This window comes from Phytoactinopolyspora alkaliphila (genome assembly GCF_010550695.1).
GTDB classification, from domain to species: Bacteria; Actinomycetota; Actinomycetes; order Jiangellales; family Jiangellaceae; genus Phytoactinopolyspora; species Phytoactinopolyspora alkaliphila.
On the sequence record NZ_JAAGOB010000011.1, the window covers coordinates 81,812 to 102,965 of the forward strand.

General features: G+C 67.0%; 11 protein-coding genes. 5 read left to right on the forward strand and 6 right to left on the reverse strand.

Annotation, left to right across the window (positions count from 1 at the left end; all coding sequences use genetic code 11):
- Nucleotides 1-128: 128 nt before the first annotated feature.
- The 3 genes from G1H11_RS19020 to G1H11_RS19030 all read right to left on the reverse strand — a co-directional run bounded on the left by G1H11_RS19020 (nucleotide 129) and on the right by G1H11_RS19030 (nucleotide 4,763).
- Entirely contained in the window at nucleotides 129-2,663 is a 2,535-nt protein-coding gene (locus tag G1H11_RS19020; protein WP_163820178.1) for a choice-of-anchor G family protein, read from the reverse strand.
- A 381-nt stretch (nucleotides 2,664-3,044) separates the two neighbouring features.
- Complete coding sequence (locus G1H11_RS19025; RefSeq protein WP_216843923.1) at nucleotides 3,045-3,560, reverse strand: acyltransferase; 516 nt, start codon at nucleotides 3,558-3,560, stop codon at nucleotides 3,045-3,047.
- Nucleotides 3,561-3,806: 246 nt separating this feature from the next.
- The gene (locus tag G1H11_RS19030) at nucleotides 3,807-4,763 is read right to left on the reverse strand and encodes a class I SAM-dependent methyltransferase (protein ID WP_163820180.1); all 957 of its coding nucleotides are present in this window, start codon (nucleotides 4,761-4,763) and stop codon (nucleotides 3,807-3,809) included.
- A gap of 94 nt (nucleotides 4,764-4,857) precedes the next feature.
- Here G1H11_RS19030 and glgX point away from each other — a divergent pair, with 94 nt between their 5' ends.
- Complete coding sequence (gene glgX, locus G1H11_RS19035) at nucleotides 4,858-6,969, forward strand: glycogen debranching protein GlgX (protein ID WP_163820262.1); 2,112 nt, start codon at nucleotides 4,858-4,860, stop codon at nucleotides 6,967-6,969.
- A 9-nt stretch (nucleotides 6,970-6,978) separates the two neighbouring features.
- Here glgX and glgP read toward each other — a convergent pair whose 3' ends face one another.
- On the reverse strand, nucleotides 6,979-9,534 hold the full coding sequence (gene glgP / locus G1H11_RS19040) for an alpha-glucan family phosphorylase (RefSeq protein WP_163820181.1): 2,556 nt from the start codon (nucleotides 9,532-9,534) through the stop codon (nucleotides 6,979-6,981).
- 170 nt (nucleotides 9,535-9,704) lie between these two features.
- Between glgP and G1H11_RS19045 the strand changes: the two genes are divergently transcribed.
- Genes G1H11_RS19045 through glgB form a run of 4 tightly spaced genes read left to right on the forward strand, consistent with a single transcriptional unit; the run spans nucleotide 9,705 to nucleotide 16,664 of the window.
- A complete protein-coding gene (locus tag G1H11_RS19045) occupies nucleotides 9,705-11,717 on the forward strand; it encodes an alpha-1,4-glucan--maltose-1-phosphate maltosyltransferase (protein ID WP_163820182.1) in 2,013 nt (670 codons plus the stop codon).
- Nucleotides 11,705-13,414 carry a maltose alpha-D-glucosyltransferase gene (gene treS / locus G1H11_RS19050; protein WP_163820183.1) on the forward strand — a complete coding sequence of 570 codons (1,710 nt, stop codon included), beginning with the start codon at nucleotides 11,705-11,707 and terminating at the stop codon, nucleotides 13,412-13,414. Before G1H11_RS19045 ends, treS begins: the two co-directional genes overlap by 13 nt.
- Nucleotides 13,411-14,811 carry a maltokinase N-terminal cap-like domain-containing protein gene (locus G1H11_RS19055; protein WP_174257786.1) on the forward strand — a complete coding sequence of 467 codons (1,401 nt, stop codon included), beginning with the start codon at nucleotides 13,411-13,413 and terminating at the stop codon, nucleotides 14,809-14,811. Before treS ends, G1H11_RS19055 begins: the two co-directional genes overlap by 4 nt.
- A complete protein-coding gene (gene glgB / locus G1H11_RS19060) occupies nucleotides 14,811-16,664 on the forward strand; it encodes a 1,4-alpha-glucan branching protein GlgB (protein WP_163820184.1) in 1,854 nt (617 codons plus the stop codon). Before G1H11_RS19055 ends, glgB begins: the two co-directional genes overlap by 1 nt.
- Before the next feature lie 209 nt (nucleotides 16,665-16,873).
- Here the strand turns inward: glgB and G1H11_RS26620 are convergent, their stop codons facing one another.
- Together G1H11_RS26620 and G1H11_RS19070 are read right to left on the reverse strand one after the other, a co-directional pair.
- Nucleotides 16,874-19,621, reverse strand: coding sequence for a S8 family serine peptidase (locus G1H11_RS26620; protein WP_216843925.1), 2,748 nt, complete (start codon nucleotides 19,619-19,621; stop codon nucleotides 16,874-16,876).
- A 174-nt stretch (nucleotides 19,622-19,795) separates the two neighbouring features.
- Complete coding sequence (locus G1H11_RS19070; RefSeq protein WP_163820185.1) at nucleotides 19,796-21,130, reverse strand: FGGY-family carbohydrate kinase; 1,335 nt, start codon at nucleotides 21,128-21,130, stop codon at nucleotides 19,796-19,798.
- Nucleotides 21,131-21,154: the final 24 nt, after the last annotated feature.

Consider the following 21,154-nt stretch of genomic DNA (forward strand, 5'->3'; position numbering starts at 1 on the left):
CGATCTCTGCCTTACAAGCCGTTCTCTCCGGCTCGCCCACCCACTCCTGTAGAGCTATCACGAAAGCCGGTGGGTCCACACCAACCGTTTGGTGTGGACCCACCGTCCATTCGTCGGATAGTCGCTCGCTACTCGACGAGCTCGCTACGCCGGCCGCTGGCGGTGAAGACCACCACACCTGCAGCCAGCATCAGCGCCACCACCATCGCGATCAGCATGATGTTGCCGGCACCCGTGTCGGGCAGACCGTCGTTGTCGGCGTCCGCATCGGCATTCGCGTCGGTCTCAGCATCCGCGTCAGCGTCGGCCTCGGCGTCAGCATCCGCGTCGGTCTCAGCGTCAGCATCCACGTCCGCATCGACATCGGCGTCCACGTCCGCATCCACGTCCGCATCGACATCGGCATCCACGTCCGCATCGACATCAGCATCGACATCCGCGTCCACGTCCGCATCCACGTCCGCATCGACATCGGCATCCACGTCCGCATCGACATCAGCATCGACATCGGCATCCACGTCCGCATCGACATCAGCATCGACATCGACATCCGCGTCCACATCGGCGTCCACATCGGCATCGACATCCGCGTCCACGTCAGCATCGACATCCGCGTCCACATCGGCGTCCACGTCCGCATCCACGTCCGCATCGACATCCGCGTCCACATCGGTATCGACATCGGCGTCCACGTCAGCATCGACATCCGCGTCCACGTCAGCATCCACGTCCGCATCGACATCCGCGTCCACATCGGCATCGACATCCGCGTCCACATCGGTATCGACATCGGCGTCCACGTCAGCATCGACATCCGCGTCCACGTCAGCATCCACGTCCGCATCGACATCAGCGTCCACGTCCGCGTCCACGTCCGCATCGACATCCGCGTCCACATCGGCGTCCACATCGGCGTCCACGTCAACTTCAGCGTCCACGTCAGCGTCCACGTCCGCATCGACATCCGCGTCCACGTCAGCATCCACATCAGCGTCGACATCCGCATCCACATCAGCGTCGACATCCGCATCCACGTCCGCGTCGACATCCGCATCCACGTCCGCGTCGACGTCGACCTCCTGCTCCTGCTGAATGTTGACACCAACTTCGGACCACGCGACCGTCATGCCCACCGCGTCGGCCTCCGGCAGCAGCGTGATCTGGAACGCGGCCACACCCAGGGGCTCCTCGGACGGGAAGTCCGCTGCTCCGACGTCGAACGTCGGAACAATCCTCAGCGCCTGGGCGGCGACCGAGTTCATCGGCTGATCCGGCTGATAGTTCAGCGTGATCGAGATGATGTCGGCGAGGATCTCACCGATCGGAGTCAACACGTCGGTGAGGTCGTCCACCAGGCCGGCGACGGTTTCACCTAGCGTGGTGATCAGGCCAGAGCCGGTGTCCAGCACCAGGTTGCCGATGGTCGGGAGCAGGGTGTTGAGGGCGGTCACGGCCAGGGTGCACGCTGCCGGCGCCAGCAAACCGCTGCAGTCCTGGGCGACCTCTGCGTCACCGGACAGGAACTCCGCCAGAGTTCCGCTGGCAGAGACATCGATGACCTCTCGGAGCACCACGGTGGTGGAGGCCATCAACGAGATGTCGAGCTGAGCCGCCGCCAGGGCACCGTTCAGGACGTCCACCAGGTCAGATGTCCAGCCGTCGAGAAGATTGCCGAGGTTCTCGGCAAGTCCGTCGATCACCGCGTTGCTCAGCAGCTGGGTGTTCGGCGGCTGGCCGTTGAGGCCACCGTCGATCAGCTCGTTGAGGTCGATGGTCAGGGTGCCGTTCAGCAGATCGAGTTCGACACCGGTTCCTTCACCGATGGGTGTGCTGAGGAACTCTTCCAGAGCCTCCTGCAGCGCTGTCTCAATCGAGACCTGAACGTCGATGTCGAGGCCAGGCACGATCTCGAGCAGGCCGAGCACACCGCCGAGCAAGGCCGCGATATCGCCGTCGGGGCCAGCGAGGTCGTTCAGGGCATCCTCGATCGGCCCGACCAGCTCGACGATCGCTTCGGCCAGGTCAGCCGCGGCCGGAACGGTGAGGATCAGCTCGCCACCGGCGATCTCGTAGTCGCGGATGATCTCGAACTCGTCCGAGGGGTCGTCCGGGGCGACCGCGTGCGCCTCCGAAGAGATGGCTCCGAGCTCAAGCTCGAGGTCGGCGATGAGATCGGTGAGGTCGTCGCCGAGCAGATCGGTGAGGTCGAAGTTCGCGTTGCCTGGGAACCCGTCCTCCACACCGGTGCCGACGCCGCCGTTGTCGGCGACCGCGCCTGTGGCGGCGTGCGACGTGGCGCCGGGCTCCGCAGCGGCCCACTGGTTCACCGCGCCCAGTTCGATGATGTCGCTCAACGGCAGCTGAAGACCGCCGGGGATGGTGACGTTCAGCGTGTTCAGAACCGTCAGGTCGAGCGGGTTCGCGTCGAAGACCGTCTCGTCGAGCCCGTCGTTGATGGCTTCGACACCAGCGAGCTCGGCGACGTTGTCGAGGTCCAGGCCCAGAATCTCGCCGGAGAGGAACCGTGCCGCCCCGCGCGAGTAGTCGCCTTCTGCGGCTGCCGCGGGCGTCAGCGATGTCCCCACAGCGAATATGGGGATCACGGCCGCGGCTATTGCCGTTCGGCTGAGCCGCTGCCTCCCCTTGATGTTGGGTACTGCCATGTGTTCTCCCCTAAAGGTCAGCATCTCTCCACCCATGTATTGGGCGAGAGCTATCAAGAAAATCCGACGCCTGACGGTACCGCTAAGTACCGGCAATGTCAGTTAAAAGCCCACACCGGTTTGACAAGGCTCATCGTAAATGTCATGACACCGCAGACTTTTTTGATAATTAGCGCGCATTTGTCATGAACCTGCCGAAGCGGACAATCGCGTGCGCGGATATCTGCCCGAACCCAGACTTATGCCCCATGGCGATGGCGCACGCGGACGCACGCTTCAAAACCAACCGTTACCGATTCTTTACCAACAACGCGGCGGACGATACCCCCTCAAAAGCCGCGAGCAGTGGAGTCGAGATCGGCTCTTTCAACATCATTTCGGCTAAATGTCACGAGAGCGATTCACCCGACGATCAGGATCGCCCATCGCACGTCCCCCCGCGCCTCTTCTTGCCAGTTGACCCATGGATCGCCGCGATGTCTTCTGATCACGACAACGGCCATCGGCGGGCGGTCCGCCCGGCCGGAATTTGATCAGCGAAGCAGGAACGCCACCGACGACGCCGAATGGCGGGATCTCACCGCGCACAACGGCGTGCGCGCCCACAACTGCGCCTTGACCGATATGCGAACCGCGTAACACGGTGCATTTCACCCCAAGCCAGCAGTCAGGTCCGATTCGCACCGGCGATTTGATGATTCCCTGATCCTTGATCGGGACCCCACGGTCATGAAATCGATGATCGAAATCGGTGACGTGGACGAAATCCGCCACCAGCGTCGCCGCACCGATCTCGACATCCAGGTAGCAGTTCACCGTCGAGTGCCTGCCGAACACAGCCTTGTCGCCCACCCTGAGCGTCCCCTCGTGTGCGCGCAGCTGGGTCTCGTCGCCCACGTGGACCCACCGGCCGAGGACAACACGGCCGTAGCCGCGTCGTCCTCCGATCTTCGCCCCACGGCCGAGAAAGACCATCCCCTCGGTGATGACCTCCGGGTGGAAGATCCGCAGCCGCAGCAGTCGGGCGAACCTGACGAGGTAGAACGGCGTCCAAGCCCGGTTTCGCAGCACCCACCGGAGGCTCGACGGAGTGAGATAGCGGACTTGGCGCGGGTCGCGTGGCCGGCGGAACACCCTCCGACGTTACATCCGTTCCACGTCGGCAGGCCGTCGTCCCGTCACCGAGACGTTGTAATAGAGCTCCTCCGGAACGACACGGGACAGCTGCCGGTCGAGAGCGGACAGGCCGAGCCATCCCCGGTAGGCGAACATCGCCCACCGCCAGCCGAGCCGGTCCGGGTTCAGCGCGTACTCCAGCGTGCGGACGGGCCAGCCGAACCAGGCCGCGGTCAGCTCCTCGGTGACGGTCCGGACGTCCTCCGCGCCGGCACGGCGCACGGTTGCCGCGAGGGTGGCGGGATCGAACGTGTGCAGATCGACGACGGCCTCGAGCGCCGCGGCCCGCGAAGACTCGTCGAGCTCCTCCGCTGGTCTGCCCCACGACTGGGCCAGCGGAGGCAACCTGGTCAGCCGGGTTGCTGTCCACCAGGTCGCCCTGGAGAGGGTACGGGCGATCCGGTCCCCGATCCTGGTCGGCTCACCGCAGATCACGATCCTGCCACCGGGGCGGAGCACCCGCAGCATCTCCCGGAACGCCAGTTCCACGTCCGGGATGTGATGGATCACAGCGTGCCCGACGACCAGATCGAAACTGGCGTCGCCGAAGGGCAAGCGCTCGGCTGGCGCGACCTGTCCGCCGATCTCGAAGCCGAGCATGTGGGCGTTGCGCCGGGCCGCCCGAACCATGCCCGGCGAGATGTCGGTGACGTGCACCTCGTCGACGACTCCCGCTTGCTTGAGGTTCAGCGAGAAGAATCCGGTTCCGGCTCCTATCTCGAGGGCAGTCTCGTAGGGCCAGCCCGCGCTGCCGGCGACCGCCTCGAAGCGGTCCCGCGCATAGGTGATGCACCGCTCGTCGAACGAGATCGACCACTTCTGGTCGTAGGTGTCCGCCTCCCAGTCGTGGTAAAGCACCTGGGCCAGCGTGTTGTCGTGCCAGGCCCGCTCGACGTCGGCGGCGGTCGGTATCGGTTCAGCCATCCCGGCAGCCTAGGCGGCCCGCCACTAAGGGTCACCAGGAGCCTTAGCCTATCGGCGACTTTGCTGGCAAAATGCAGCGGTGACCGAAGCGACGATGCCGCGACCGACCCAGACCATCCCCTGGCCCGGCCACTGGCACCCGTTGGGAGCCACGTTCGACAATGGCGCCACCAATTTCGCGCTGTGGGCGCCGGATGCCGAACAGGTGGAGCTGTGCCTGTTCGACGAGGACGACACCGAGACCCGGATCCCGCTGCTGGACCGCACGTTCGACATCTGGCACGGGCGTTTCCCCGGCGTCGGCCCCGGACAGCGGTACGGGTATCGCGTTCACGGCGCGTGGGATCCCGCCCGCGGCTTGCGGTTCAACCCAGCGAAACTCCTCGTCGACCCGTATGCGCGCGCCATCGACGGTGACTATCTCCACGACGACACCGCGGTCGACGCCGACCATCCGGACGACAGGGACTCCGCGCCTTTCGTCCCCCGCTCGGTGGTGATCGGCGACGACGGCTTCGACTGGGGCGACGACGAGCCGCCCCGTGTGCCCTGGGACAACACCGTCCTCTACGAGCTACACGTGCGCGGCTACACGATGCGCCACCCGGAGGTGCCCGAGGAGCTGCGCGGCACCTACGCCGGGCTCGCGCATCCGGCCGTGATCGAGCACCTGGTGGGACTCGGTATCACGTCGGTCGAGCTGCTGCCGGTCCACCACTTCGTCAGCGAGCCGCACCTGCTGCGCCAGGGCAGCGCCAATTACTGGGGCTACAACACCCTCGGCTTCTTCGCTCCGCACGCGGACTACTACACCGGCGACGCGCCGGGCGGGCAGGTCACCGAGTTCAAGGCCATGGTCAAAGCACTGCACGCCGCTGGTCTCGAAGTGATCCTCGACGTGGTCTACAACCACACGGCGGAACAGGGCGGTGGCGGTCCCACGCTGAGCTTCCGCGGGATCGACAACCGGGCGTACTACCGGCTCGACCCGGAGGACCCGTCGCGGTACGTCGACTACACGGGCACCGGCAACACGTTCGATGTGAGCCACCCGCACGCGCTGCGGCTGGTGATGGACTCGCTGCGGTATTGGGTCACCGAGATGCGGGTGGACGGATTCCGGTTCGATCTCGCGTCGGCGCTGGCCCGCTCCATGCATGATGTCGACATGCTCGGGTCGTTCATGACGGTGATCGAGCAGGACCCGGTGCTGCGCGAGGTGAAGCTCATCGCCGAGCCGTGGGACGTCGGCCCCGGCGGCTATCAGGTGGGAGAGTTCCCGCACCTGTGGACGGAGTGGAACGACCGGTACCGCAACACAGTCCGCGACCACTGGAGGTGCATGGCCGGCGGCGTGCACGACCTCGCCTTCCGCCTCGCCGGCTCGTCCGACCTCTACGCCGACGACGGCCGCAGGCCGTACGCCTCCATCAACTTCGTCACCGCGCACGACGGCTTCACGCTGCGCGACCTGGTCTCCTACAACGAGAAGCACAACGACGCCAACGGCGAGGAGAATCGCGACGGGACCAACGACAACCGCTCCTGGAATCACGGCAGGGAGGGGCTCGAAGCCGACGCCGACCCGGAGATCGGCCCGCTGCGCCGGCGGCAACTGCGCAACATCATGACGACGATCCTGCTGTCCACCGGCGTCCCGATGATCACCGCCGGTGACGAGATGGGCCGCACCCAGTACGGGAACAACAACGCGTATTGCCTGGACAACGAGATCACGTGGGTCGACTGGTCGCTCTTGGACGAGTATGCCGACCTGCATCAGCTGGTGCGCACACTGCTGACCCTGCGCGCTGAGCACCCCGTGTTCCGCCAGCGCCGGTTCTTCGAGGGACGTCCGATGCAACCCGGCGGCCGCAAAGACATCGCCTGGTTCGCGCCCTCCGGTGCCGAGATGACCGACGACGACTGGCACGACCAGCGCCGCTGCACGCTGGGCATGTTCCTCAGTGGCGACGGCATCCGCACCCGGGGGCCGCGAGGCGAACGGGTCGTCGACGACTCGTTTCTGCTATGGCTGCACTCGGGTGCTGAGGACATCAGCGTGGTGCTCCCTGGCCATCCATGGGCGAGCCGCTACGAGGTGGTGATCGACACCGCCGGCGGCGAGATCCTGGCGAAGCGGGACGCCGGCGGCACGGCGTCCCTCAACGGCCGCAGTTGCCTGCTCCTGCGCGCCGAGCTCTGAGCCGCCGGATCAGCTCGCCAGCACCGCCAGCCCCAGCTCGGCGCCGGTGAGCAGCTCGTGCTTCGGCACCACCCGCACGGTGTAACCGAACGCCCCGGTCCGGTCCAGAAGAACATCCCCTTCGAACCGGTGCCGGCCGGCCTCGTAGCTCTCCGCGACGCTCAGCGACGTGACTTCCGGATCGCTGAGCTCGTCGTCCCGGCCGACCCGCCCGTGCACCACCTGCACATCCACGTCGTCGGGCGACAATGTTCCCAGGCACACGAATGCACGCAGCTGCAACCGCTCGCCCATCTCGAAAGCGTCGGAGGCGGCGCTCTCGACGTGTTCGATGGAGACGCTGTGCCAGGCCTCCCGCACTCGCTGCTTCCAGTGGGCGAGGGCGATCGCACCGTCGTAGTCGGTGTTCAGTGCCCGTCCGGCGCGGGCAGCCGGCCGGTACAGCTGCTCCACGTAGTCCCGCACCATCCGCGTGGCCTGCACCTTCGGCCCCAGGGAGGTCAGAGTGTGCCGCATGAGCTCCACCCAGCGGGTGGGGACGCCGTTGGCTCCGACGTCGTAGAACCGGGGCGTGACCTCGCTCTCGATCAGGTCATAGAGTGCCGCCGCCTCGAGGTCGTCCCGGCGGTCCTGCTCTTCCACGCCCTCCGCGGACGGGATGTCCCAGCCGTTCTCGCCGTGCGACCACTCGTCCCACCATCCGTCCCGGATGGACAGGTTCAGCCCGCCGTTGAGCGCCGCCTTCATCCCGGACGTCCCGCACGCCTCGTACGGCCGCAGCGGGTTGTTCAGCCAGACGTCGCAGCCAGGGTACAGCGGGTACGCCATCGACATGTCGTAGTTCGGCAGGAACACGATGCGGTGCCGCACGTCCGTCTGGTCGGCGAAGCGCACCATCTCCTGGATGAGCCGCTTGCCGCCGTCGTCCGCCGGATGGGACTTACCGGCGATCACGATCTGGATCGGCCGCTCCGGGTGCAAAAGCAGCGACTTCAGTCGCTCCGGGTCGCGCAGCATCAGGGTGAGCCGCTTGTAGGACGGAACCCGGCGAGCGAACCCGATGGTCAGCACGTCCGGGTCGAGCGCGTCGTCGATCCAGCCGATCTCGGCCGCACTGGCGCCACGGCGCCACCACGACTTGCGCAGCCGCCGCCTGGCGTCGACGACGAGCCGCTCACGCAGGATGCGCTTGGTCGACCAGATCTGCTCGTCGGGCACCGCCGACACCGCGCTCTCCCAGTCGCCGGCCTTCAGTGCGGCCTGGTTGGGCTCGCCGAGCTTGATGATCTCGGGCGCCACCCAGGTGGGCGCGTGCACGCCGTTGGTGACCGAAGCAATCGGCACCTCGTTCTCGTCGAAAGCCGGCCACAGCCCGGCGAACATGCCCCGGCTCACCTGGCCGTGCAGCCGGCTCACCCCGTTGGCACGCTGAGCCAGGCGCAAGCCCATGACGGCCATGTTGAACACGCTGGGGTCGCCGCCCTCATAGTCCTCGGAACCGAGCGCGAGGATCCGCTCGACCGGGACGCCGGGGCTGGCATTGTCTCCACCGAAGTACTGACGCACCAGGTCACGCGGGAACCGGTCGATACCAGCGGGCACCGGGGTGTGGGTGGTGAACACTGTTCCGGCCCGCGCGGTCTCCAGGGCGGCCTCGAAGTCAAGCCCGCCGTCCTCGGTCAGCTCGCGGATGCGCTCCAGTCCGAGGAAGCCCGCGTGACCCTCATTCGTGTGGAACACCTCGGGCGCCGGCGCACCGGTGATGCGGGTGTACGCGCGCACGGCGCGCACCCCGCCGATGCCGAGGAGCATCTCCTGCAGCAGCCGGTGCTCACCGGTACCGCCATAGAGCCGGTCGGTAACCTCGCGTTCGGCCGGGCTGTTCTCCTCCACGTTCGAGTCGAGCATCAGCAGGGGGACCCGCCCGGCCTGCGCCACCCAGATCGCGGCGGCGAGCGTGCGTCCCTCCGGGAGCATCACCGTGACCCGCGCGGGAGTTCCGTCGCCTTCCCTGAGCAGCGTCAGCGGCAGGTTGTCCGGGTCCACGACCGGGTAGCGCTCCTGCTGCCAGCCTTCCCTGGACAGCGACTGCACGAAGTAGCCGTGCCGGTAAAGCAGCCCCACACCGATGATCGGCACGCCGAGGTCGCTCGCGGCCTTGAGATGGTCGCCGGCGAGGATGCCAAGGCCGCCGGAGTACTGCGGAAGCACGTGGGTAATCCCGAACTCAGGCGAGAAGTAGGCGATGGCCGACGGGTTGTCGGCGTGGCCTTCCTGGTACCAGAGCGGTTCGCTCAGATAACGCTGAAGGTCGGCGTGGACGTCCCTGACCCAGTTCAGGAACTCCTGGTCTTCGGCGAGTTCCGCCAACCGCGACGTGGGCACCTCGCCGAGAAGCCGGACCGGGTCGTGACGGACCTCGTCCCAGACTGCGGCGTCAACGGCCGCGAAGAGCTCCTGAGTAGGCTGGTGCCAGGACCAGCGCAGGTTGGTCACCAGTTCGCCCAGCGGAGCCAGTGGCTCGGGCAGGACGGTTCGGACGGTCAGTCGTCGTATTGCTCGCACGACGGGAAACGTTAGTCGCTTCCGCGCCAGAGACAAACGCGGAGGTGCAACCATGAGACAGTGACGTCCGCCACCACGTGGTGGGGGTCCCCCGGCCGTGCCCGGTAGCCTCCGCACAGAGTTCTCGCCGTAGCCACATAAGATCCACGAAATGGGTAGCGTTATTCGTGATGACTGGACGTATCCCCATCCTCAGTGCCGCTCCGCTGGTCGAATGCGGCCGGTATCCCGCCAAAGCCGTGACCGGAGAGAGGTTCGGCGTCTCCGCCACGGTTTTCCGCGAAGGACATGACGCGGTCGGCGCCACCGCGGTCCTGCGTGATCCGCAGGGCAAGATCCACCAGAGAGTCCAGATGGTCCGGACCGGACCGGCGCATCGAGACCGGTGGTGCGCCACCCTGACCCCGGGCGCGCCAGGGCTGTGGTCCTACACCATCGAGGCCTGGTCGGATCCCTTCGGCACCTGGCGGCACGCCGCCGAGATCAAGATCGAAGCGGGCATCGACGTCGAGCTGATGCTCACCGAGGGCGCTCTGCTGCTTGAGCGCGCAGCCACGAGCCTTCCCCGCGGGCACACCGAGAGTCGCCGGGTCCTGCGCACCGCCGCCCGGGCGGTGCGGGACCGGAACCGGCCACCGGAGGTGCGACTCGCGTCGGCGCTCGACACCGCGGTCACGGACATCCTGTCCGCCGAGCCGCTTCGGGACCTCGTCACCGAGGAGGGCCCGTTCAGCCTGCTCGTCGAGCGTGAGCGCGCCCTCTACGGGTCGTGGTACGAGTTCTTCCCCCGGTCCGAGGGCGCTGTCCGGCACGACGACGGATCATGGACCTCGGGGACGTTCGAGACTGCCGCGAAGCGGCTGCCCGCCATCGCCGCGATGGGATTCGACGTCGTCTATCTTCCTCCCGTTCATCCCATCGGCCACACGTTCCGCAAGGGGCCGAACAACACACTCACCCCAGGTCCGAACGATCCCGGCGTGCCCTGGGCCATCGGATCCGAGGACGGGGGCCATGACGCGGTCCATCCCGATCTGGGTGGTATCGAGGCCTTCGACGAGTTCGTGGAGAGCGCGAAGGAACAGGGCCTGGAGGTAGCCCTTGATCTTGCCCTGCAGGCGTCCCCGGACCACCCGTGGGTGACGGAACATCCGGAGTGGTTCACCCGGCGCGCGGACGGCAGCATCGCCTACGCGGAGAATCCACCGAAGAAGTACCAGGACATCTACCCGCTGAACTTCGACAACGACCCGGAGGGCATCTACGCCGAGGTGCGCCTGGTGGTGCGGCACTGGATGGCCCACGGGGTACGGATCTTCCGGGTGGACAACCCCCACACCAAGCCGGTCAGTTTCTGGCAACGCCTGCTCGCCGACATCCGCCGCACCGACCCCGACGTCATCTTCCTTGCCGAGGCCTTCACCCGGCACGACATGATGCACACCCTGGCGAAGGTCGGCTACCAGCAGTCCTACACGTACTTCACCTGGAAGAACAGCAAGAACGAGCTGACCGATTACATGACCGAGCTTCGGGATGCGGCCGAGTACATGCGGCCCAACCTGTTCGTCAACACGCCGGACATCCTGCACGCATACCTTCAGTACGGCGGACCTGCCGCGTTCAAGATCCGGGCGGTCCTGGCCGCGATGCTGGCCCCCACGTGGGGCGTGTACTCCGGATTCGAGCTGTACGAGCACGTCGCCGTCCGGCCGGGAAGCGAGGAGTACCTCGACTCGGAGAAATACCAGTACCGGCCCCGGAACTGGGAGGCCTACGAGCCGGGAGGCCCACTCGAGGGCCAGTCCCTGGCGCCGTACCTGACCCGCTTGAACGAGATCCGCCGAGCGCACCCCGCGCTGCACCGGCTGCGGAATCTTCGCTTCCACGACATCGACAACCCCGACATGCTCTGTTTCTCCAAGCGGGAGGTTCCCGCGGAGCAGTCCGGTCACACAGAAGAGGACATCGTGATCACCGTCGTCAATCTCGATCCGCACTCTCCGAGAGAGGCCACGGTGTCGCTCGACATGCCGGAACTCGGACTGGACTGGCACGAGACGTTCGCAGCGCACGACGAGTTCTCCGGCGACACGTTCAATTGGGGCAGGCACAACTACGTCCGGCTCGACCCGGCCGTCGAGCCCGCACACGTGCTGACGGTGCGGCGGTGGCAGCCGTGAGCTGGGTGCACGAAGAGTCCGCGCTTCCGGCCAGCGGCACGGACCCGGAGTGGTTCAAGCGCGCGGTCTTCTACGAGGTGCTGGTCCGCTCGTTCAACGATTCCGACGGCGACGGTGTCGGAGACCTGCGGGGGCTGATGGAGAAGCTCGACTACCTCGAATGGCTCGGGGTGGACTGCCTGTGGCTGCCGCCGTTCTATCCGTCGCCGTTGCGCGACGGCGGCTACGACGTCTCCGACTACAAGAACGTGCTCCCCGAGTTCGGCACACTCGAGCAGTTCGCGGAGTTCGTCGACCACGCGCACGGCCGGGGCATGCGCGTGATCATCGACTTCGTCATGAACCACACGAGCGATCAGCACCCGTGGTTCCAGGCGTCGCGCGAGGACCCGGACGGACCGTACGGCGACTTCTACGTGTGGGCCGACGACGACATCCACTATCCGGACGCCCGCATCATCTTCGTCGATACCGAACCGTCGAACTGGACCTTCGACCCGGTGCGCAAGCAGTACTTCTGGCACCGCTTCTTCAGTCATCAGCCGGACCTCAACTTCGAGAACCCGGCGGTACGCGAGGCCATCCTCGACGCCCTGCGATTCTGGCTCCACCTGGGCGTCGACGGCTTCCGCCTCGACGCGGTGCCGTACCTGTACGAGGCGGAGGGCACCAACTGCGAGAACCTCCCCGAGACCCACGCGTTTCTCAAGCAGATCCGCAAGGTGGTCGACGACGAGTACCCGGACACGGTCCTGCTGTGTGAGGCCAACCAATGGCCCACCGACGTGGTCGAGTACTTCGGCGACCCCAGCGTCGGCGGCGACGAATGCCACATGGCCTTCCATTTCCCGGTGATGCCGCGCATCTTCATGGCTGTCCGGCGCGAGTCCCGGTATCCCATCAGCGAGATCATGGCGCAGACCCCGGACAAGCCGGCGAACTGCCAGTGGGGCATCTTCCTGCGCAACCATGACGAGCTGACGCTGGAGATGGTCAGCGACGAAGATCGCGACTACATGTGGAACGAGTACGCCAAGGATCCGCGGATGAAGGCGAACATCGGTATCCGCCGGAGGCTGGCGCCACTGCTGGAGAACGACACCAATCAGATCGAGCTGTTCACCGCGTTGCTGCTGTCTCTGCCCGGTTCACCCGTCCTCTACTACGGGGATGAGATCGGCATGGGTGACAACATCTGGCTGGGTGACCGCGACGGTGTCCGCACACCCATGCAGTGGACCCCGGACCGTAACGCGGGCTTCTCCACGTCGGATCCGGGGCGGCTGAGCCTGCCGGTGATCATGGATGCGGTCTACGGCTACCAGGTCACCAACGTCGAGGCGCAGATGACCAACTCGTCGTCCCTGCTGCACTGGACCCGCCGGATGATCGAGGTTCGCAAGCAGAACCCGGCCTTCGGTCTGGGTGAGTTCACCGACCTCGGCGGTTCCAATCCCACGGTGTTGTCCTACCTTCGCGACTTCGGCGACGACATCGTTCTGTGTGTGAACAACCTGTCCCGCTTCCCACAGCCGGTAGAGCTCGATCTACGGCGGTTCGAGGGTATGCAGCCGGTGGAACTGCTCGGCGGCGTTCGTTTCCCGAGCATCGGGGAACTTCCCTACTTGTTGACCCTCGGACCGTACAGCTTCTATTGGTTCCGGCTGCTTCCGATGCCGGAGGAAGGGACACCTTGATCATCGACGAGAGCCTCAGCCAGGTGGTCTCCCTGCTTCCGGCGTGGCTGCCGACGCAGCGCTGGTTCAGCGGCCGATCTTCCGTCGACCAGGTGCACGTCGTCTCCGCGACGCTCCTGCGCGAGGAAGACCCACGGGTGTGGCACCTGCTCGTCGAGGTGTATCGCGACCAACACCGATACAGGTACCAGATCCCGCTGGTGATCAGGCGCGAACCGCTCGCCCGGCTGGAACATGTCAAGCTCGGTGAGACCAGCGACGGGCACGTCTACGACGCGCTGCATGACAAGGAGGCCGCGGCGGTCCTTCTCGAGCAGTTCACCGGTGGCGGATCCTTTGTCGGCGATCTCGCGTTCCACGCCGAGGACGGCGCGAAGATTCCGGTCGACGAGAGCGCGCTGGTCATGCCGGTCGAGCAGAGCAACACCTCCATCGCGTTCGGGGATGTGGCCCTGCTCAAGGTCTTCCGCCGGGTGCAGCCCGGGCTGAACCCGGATGTCGAGGTGCACCACGCGCTGACCGGCGCGGGGTGCGAGTACATCGCGCCGCTGCTCGGCTGGGTGGACGGCCGCTGGATCGACGACGCCGGCGCGGGACACGACGCGAGCCTGGCCATGCTGCAGACCTTCCTCACCACGGCGTCGGACGGCTGGGCACTAGCCGCCACAAGCGTGCGAGACCTCTATGCGGAAGGCGATCTGCACGCCGACGAAGTGGGCGGGGATTTCGCCGGCGAGGCCCACCGGCTCGGCGAAGCCACCGCCCACGTCCACCGCTCGATGGCTGAGGCACTGCCGAGCGGGTATTTCGGCACGGCCGAACTGGCCGCGAAAACCGACCTGCTGATGGGCCGGCTCGAAGAGGCGGTCTCCGTGGTGCCCGAGCTGGAGCCCTACATAGGCCGCCTCGGCGAGCGGGTGGAGGCGTTGCGCGGCCTGGACACCCCGATCCCTGTCCAGCGCGTGCACGGCGACTATCACCTGGGACAGGTCCTGCGCACCGTGATGGGCTGGAAGATCGTCGATTTCGAGGGAGAACCGGCCAAGCCGCTGGAAGAACGGCGTGCGTTGGACACCGCGATGCGCGACGTCGCCGGCATGCTGCGTTCTTTCGACTACGCGGCCCGCTACCTCCTGGTCACCGACTACGACCAGGACCATCCCGCCTACGACCAGATCAATTACCGGGCGAACGAATGGGCGCAGCGCAACCGCGACGCGTTCTGCGCCGGCTACGCGGAGGCCGTGGGGACCGACCCTCGCGACAACGCCGTGCTCCTGGCCGCCTACGAGATCGACAAGGCTGTCTACGAGGTGGTGTACGAGGCGCGCTACCGGCCGTCCTGGCTGCCCATCCCGCTCGCTGCCGTACGACGTCTTTCTGAGGAGCCTGTGTGATGATCGGTGAAATGGACCTCCACCTCATCGGAGAAGGCCGCCACGAGCGGCTCTGGGAGGTGCTCGGCGCGCACGTCCGCACCGAGGACGGCGTCGCCGGGGTCTCCTTCGCCGTCTGGGCGCCCAACGCCCGCGAGGTGCGGGTGGCGGGCGACTTCAACCACTGGGACGGCATCACCACGCCGTTGCGGCAGGTGAGCGGCGGTGTCTGGGTTGGATTCGTTCCCGGCATCGGCGACGGAACCCTGTACAAATATCAGATCCTCGGCGCCGACGACACGTGGCAGGAGAAGGCCGACCCGATGGCCCGCCGCACCGAACGCCCGCCGGCGCAGGCTTCGATCGTGCACGAGTCCCAGTACACGTGGAACGACTCCGCATGGATGGATCGGCGATCGTCGTTCTCGGCGCACGACCGGCCGATGTCGGTCTACGAGGTGCACCTGGGCTCCTGGCGCAAGGACCGCTCCTACCGCGACCTGGCGCACGAGCTGACCGAGTACGTCAGGGAACTCGGCTTCACCCACGTGGAACTCCTCCCGGTGGCCGAGCACCCGTTCGGCGGATCCTGGGGCTATCAGGTGACGTCGTACTATGCGCCGACCGCCCGCTTCGGTACGCCGGACGAGTTCAAGTATCTCGTCGACGCGCTGCACCAGGCAGGCATCGGTGTGCTGGTCGACTGGGTTCCGGCCCACTTTCCGAAGGACACCTGGGCGTTGGCCCGCTTCGACGGCACGGCGCTGTACGAGCACGAGGACCCGCGCCGCGGCGAGCACCCGGACTGGGGCACCTACGTGTTCAACTACGGCCGCAACGAGGTCCGCAACTTCCTGGTCGCCAATGCCCTGTTCTGGCTGCAGGAGTACCACATCGACGGGCTGCGGGTCGACGCCGTTGCGTCCATGCTCTATCTGGACTACTCCCGCGGCGAGGGCGCATGGCTGCCCAATGTGCACGGCGGCCGGGAGAACATCGACGCGATCAGCTTTCTGCAGGAAACCAACGCGACGACCTACAAGACCGTGCCGGGCATCGTCACGATCGCGGAGGAGTCCACCGCCTGGCCCGGCGTCAGCAAACCGACCCACGTGGGCGGCCTCGGGTTCGGCCTGAAATGGAACATGGGCTGGATGCACGACTCCCTCGACTACATGGCGCGAGAGCCGATCCACCGCCAATATCACCACCATCAGATGACGTTCTCGATGATGTACGCGTACAGCGAGAACTTCATGCTGCCCCTCTCCCACGACGAGGTGGTGCACGGCAAGGGCTCGCTGCTGCGCAAGATGCCGGGCGATCGCTGGCAGCAGCTGGCCAACCTGCGGGCCTACTACGCCTATATGTGGGCGCACCCGGGGAAGCAGCTGCTGTTCATGGGCTGCGAGTTCGGTCAGGAATCGGAGTGGGCCGAGTCGCGTGAGCTTGACTGGTGGCTGCTGGACTCCCCCGACCACACCGGCTTGAAGCGGCTGGTGGGTGACCTCAATGCGGTGTATCGGGAAACGCCGGCGATGTGGACTCAGGACGCCGATCCGGTCGGCTTCCAGTGGATCGATGCCAACGACGCGCTCGGCAACGTCTTCTCCTTCCTGCGGTACGGTTCCGACGGTTCCGTCCTGGCATGCGTCACGAACTTCTCGCCGGTGCCCCACGAGTCCTACCGGCTCGGCCTGCCGGTGGCAGGTGCCTGGGACGAGGTGATCAACACCGACGCCGAGACCTACGCCGGGTCCGGCGTCGGCAACCTCGGCCGGGTCGACGCGGTCGACGAGCCGTGGCACGGACGCCCGGCCTCCGCCACGCTGCGCCTGCCCCCGCTGGCGACGCTCTGGCTGCGACCGGCCTGACCTCGTCCGTCCCCGCGGCCGAGGGTGGACGATCAGATGAGGGAAATGGATAGCCAGGTGCCGTTTGGTCACCTGATCGTCTAGCGTCCACCATCTGAGACGAGGTCAGGGGGCATAACCGGGCGTTCATCGCGGCATTTGTCCTCTGATCGCCACCACCGGTGACGATCAGAGGACAAATCGACGATCAGGTGACCAAACTCCAGACGTCAGCCGCGGTCCACGGTGATCACTGGCGAGTCCCAGGTCTCCACGTGGTCCGGGTTCTCCGGGTCGCCCAGCGGCTTCACCACGGTCAGGCGCAGAACGTAGTCCCCGTCAGGAACGTTCAGCGAGACCCCGCGCCGACCCACCGAGCGGGTGCCGTCCCACACGTAGGCGTTGAAGCCCGTGGCCGTGCCGCTACGGCCGAGGTAGTCCAGCTCCAGCACGGTGTTGTTGTTCTTACCGCCGAACGGCGCTCCGGCCGAGCCGTCCTTGCGCGCCTTGAACAGCTCCAGGGTGAGCTTCTCAACCGGGTATTCACGGTGCACCAGGATGGCCGGCATGTCGTCGGGACCGCTCATACCGAACGACGCACCGTCGGGCAGTAACCCGAAGACGCCGTTCATCGTGCAGTCGTTGCCCACGAACCGGTCGCACTGGGTCACCGCGGCGAGGGCGGGAAGCCCTGCGCCAGCGCCGGTCAGAACCGTCAGCGACTGGTAGTCCCCGACCAGACCGGCGAACGGCACCCGCAGTGTGTCGCCGTCCTCCGGCGTGAGCAGCAGATAGCCACCGTACTGACCGAACTCCGGCCCGTCCGGGGCGGTGATGGTGACCTCCACGGCCGCTTCGCCGCCGGCCGGGACCGTCAGCGACTCGACGGCGAACTCGACAGACGCACCACCCAGGTAGAAGCCGGGGTCGTTCGGCTCGTCGGCGGTGGTGATGGCGTCGACGTGCGAGAGCTCGTACACGACATCGGCGTCGCCGTCGTTGCGCACGGTCACGCTCGTGGTGACGGGGCCGTTCTCGCTCTCGCCGAGCGACAGCTTGCCGGGCGTAAGAGACGTGTCGGCCAGGATGGCGGTGTCGATTGCCAGCATGCCGGCCCCTTGCCGGTGAACCGGCTCGATGTAGCCGGAATCCGGAATCAGCGACCAGTCCGCCGGCACAGCGTGATTCTGCAGGAGGTCGCGCACCTGCCCCGGCTCGAGATCGGGGCGCGCCTGCAGAAGCAGGGCCACAGCTCCGGCCACGTGCGGCGAGGACATCGACGTCCCGGAGAGGAGACCGTAGCCGCCTTCCTCCAGCGGATAGGTGGAGCGGATCAGCCCACCGGGCGCACCCAGGTCCGGCTTGAGGTCGAGCTCCGCGGTCATCCCGTAAGAACTGAACGAAGAAATGAGCCCGCCCGTGGGGTTCTCCACGGTGACGGTCTCCTCGGTCCAGGTGAGCGTGGTGTCACCGGCCGCAATACGAGCGTCGAGCTCATGCCCGTCGGCCTGGGAGACGGCGACCACCGGGATGGTCACGGCCGGTTCGCCCGCCACTGTCGGCGCGAAGCTTCCCGGCACGTTGTTGTACAGCACGACGGCCTCGGCTCCCGCGTTCTGCGCATTGACAGCCTTCTCGTGGAACGGGCACTCACCCCGCCGGATCAACGCGGCCGTACCAGTCAGGTCGGGCAGCGGTCCCTCGGCGGTGCACGCGTCCGTCGGCGAGTCCGTGGTTCCTGTCCGGGACATCGGCAGGCTGCCATCCGCCGGGGGTTCGGGCGCACCGGTCGCGGGACTGTACGGGAACGGCCGGTCGTCGGGAGACGCGGTGAACGCCCGCGCGTCGTACCGGACGTTGTCGAAGGACGCGACGCCGATGACCTTCTCGCCCACTCCCGGCGCACCCGCGGACCACGTGCCGGACGCACCGCTGTTGCCGATCGACGCGACCACGACCACACCCTCGTCGACCAGCGCGTCGCTGGCCGCCGCTGTCGGATACTGCGGCCAGGTGGCGAAGCCGGCGCCCAGGCTCATGTTCACCACATCCATGCCGTCGGCATGCGCCATCTCAAGTGCGGCCAGGATGATGTCCGCGGTGGTGGAGCCGTCGCACCCGAAGACGCGGTAGGCGCCGAGCTCGGCAGCCGGCGCGACACCTCGCACACCGCCAGCGGTGGTGTCGCCGTCCGCACCGACGATGCCGGCCACATGGGTGCCATGGCCACCACAGTCGTCAGGGTCGTCGTCGGGTGCCGGCACGGGATTGTAAGCCGGGGACGACGAGTCGGCGTTGTACGCGTCGCCCACGAAGTCATACCCGTAGGGCACCCGGCCGGTGGGGAAGTCAGTGCCACCGTCGATACCGCTCCCCCCGAAGTCCGGGTGGTCATAGTCGATTCCGGAGTCGATCACGGCGACTCGAAGACCGGCGCCGTCCAGGCCGAGTTCGCTCTGTGCCACGTCAGCGCCGGTCATGCCCAGCGCGCTCTCCATGGCCGGGCTGACGGTGTCCTGCGGCTCAGGCGCCTGCACCGTAGCCACCGGGTACACGGCCGCCACCTCGCGCGAACCGCGGATCCGCGCGATGTCGGCCTCGGACGCGTCCACCGAGATACCGTTCCAGAGGCGGTCGTAGGTGTAGCGCACGTCGACGTCGGCGTCGAGCTCTGCGGCGTCGGCGAGCAAGCGGGCGCGCTGCTGGCGGAGCTGCGCACGCTGCCCACCCCGCACCGCCGGCTCCTCGGTCAGCTCGATGAACCACGAGCCCGAGGGCTCATGGACCAGCTCGCCGCCCGAAGCGGTCACCTCTGCCAGATCGCTGGCTGATCCCAGAAAGCCGTTGTCCGTTTCGCCGGCCGACGCGGCACCGAACGGCATCACCGTCGCCGCTATCATTCCCGCACCTGCCACCGTCACCATGCCGGCCCGCCGGATCGCGGCGGCTCGGCCGGGTCGTCGTCGTGGACGCGTCACTTGCCTCTCCTAGTCCTAGACCTGTTGGCCCGTGCCCGACGCGCGAAGATGTTCCGCCCGAAGAGGCACGTAGGCGGAAAAATACGGTGCAGCGGTCACAAAGGGAACCCCTGGACGCCAACTTTCAGTCACGATGCAATAACGCAGCGTGTGGTGAGACAAATTGACCAGACGTCACGCGACTGGGGCGAGCATCTCCGGGCGGTCGGCCACGCCGGCCGCCACCGCCGCGAAGACGGCAGCACCGCGGGCTCCGGCCTCCGGCACGTCCGGCATCTCGAACTCGCCGAGTATCCGTCGCTTCAGCACCCGCACCGCCTCGCTGTTCAGCCCGCCTCCGGTGGCCACGATCCGTCGCGTCGGCCCGGCCATGGACTCCAGGAGGTCTTTGACCTGGACGGCCCGGAGCTGGACGGCCTCGACCGCCGCACGCCAGATCTGAGCCGGTTCCGGTTCGTAGCCGATGTTGCGCAGGGTCGCGAGCTCGGTCCAGATGTCCTCCACGACGGGGCTGGCCGGGCCCGGCTCGACGGTCAGCGCCTCTGTGTCGAGGCGCGGAAGGTCGTCCGGGGTCACTCGCATGAGCTTGAGAAAGCGCCACAGCCCCAGCCCGGAGCGGATGCCGGTCATGATCTGCCAGGTGTCCGGAAACATGTGCCGGCCCACGCTCACACCGCGGTCCACGGCGTCAGCGACCGCATCCGGGGTGAGGCCGGACCGCAGGGTCCTGATCAGCGCCTCGCTCGTGCCGCACGAGTCGAGCAGGTCACCGGGCCCGGTGGCGCCGAGACCAACTCCGGCCGCGACGTGGTCATGACCCGCCACGGTGATGGCGGCGCCCGCCAGCGCACCAGTGTCCGGGCCGGCGTATCCGAACGCCTCGCCCGCGACCGCCAGGTCTGCGAGGAGGTCCGGCGGCGCGCCGGCCCACTCCAGCATGGGCGCAGAGTGCCGGCCGCCGATCACGTCGAACATCCCGGTGCGGCCGGCCAGCGAGGCCTCACTCAACTGGTCGGCACCCAAGGCGTGTGCCACCCACTCGGGCACACTGAGCCACCGCGTGCCCATGCCACCAATGCCGAGATCGCGCACCATCCAGCGGTACTTGAAGATGCTGGGCCGGTCGGTGAGCTTGAGACCGGTGATCGACGAGAACGCCCTCGCTCCCATGGCCGCGGACAGCTCGCCGGCATGCTCACCGCCGCGAGTGTCGTACCACGCGATCACCGGAGCGACCGGCTGACCGTCCCTGCCCAAGAGCACACCCGCCTCGGCCAGGCCGGTCACGCCGACGCCCAGGACACGTCCCGTCACACCCGCCTGATCGAGGGCGTCCGAGGCCGCGCCAAGCACTGCGTCGAGCAGGTCCGCGGCCGGCGCCTCCGCCCCAGTGGCCACGCGTGTCCACGGCGTCGGCACCGAGCCGAGTCCCAAGCACCGGCCGTCCACGCTCATGACCATCGCTTTGCAGTTGGTGGTCCCGACGTCGAGACCAAGCAGCACGTCCATGCCCCTCATCATTCATTGCCATCC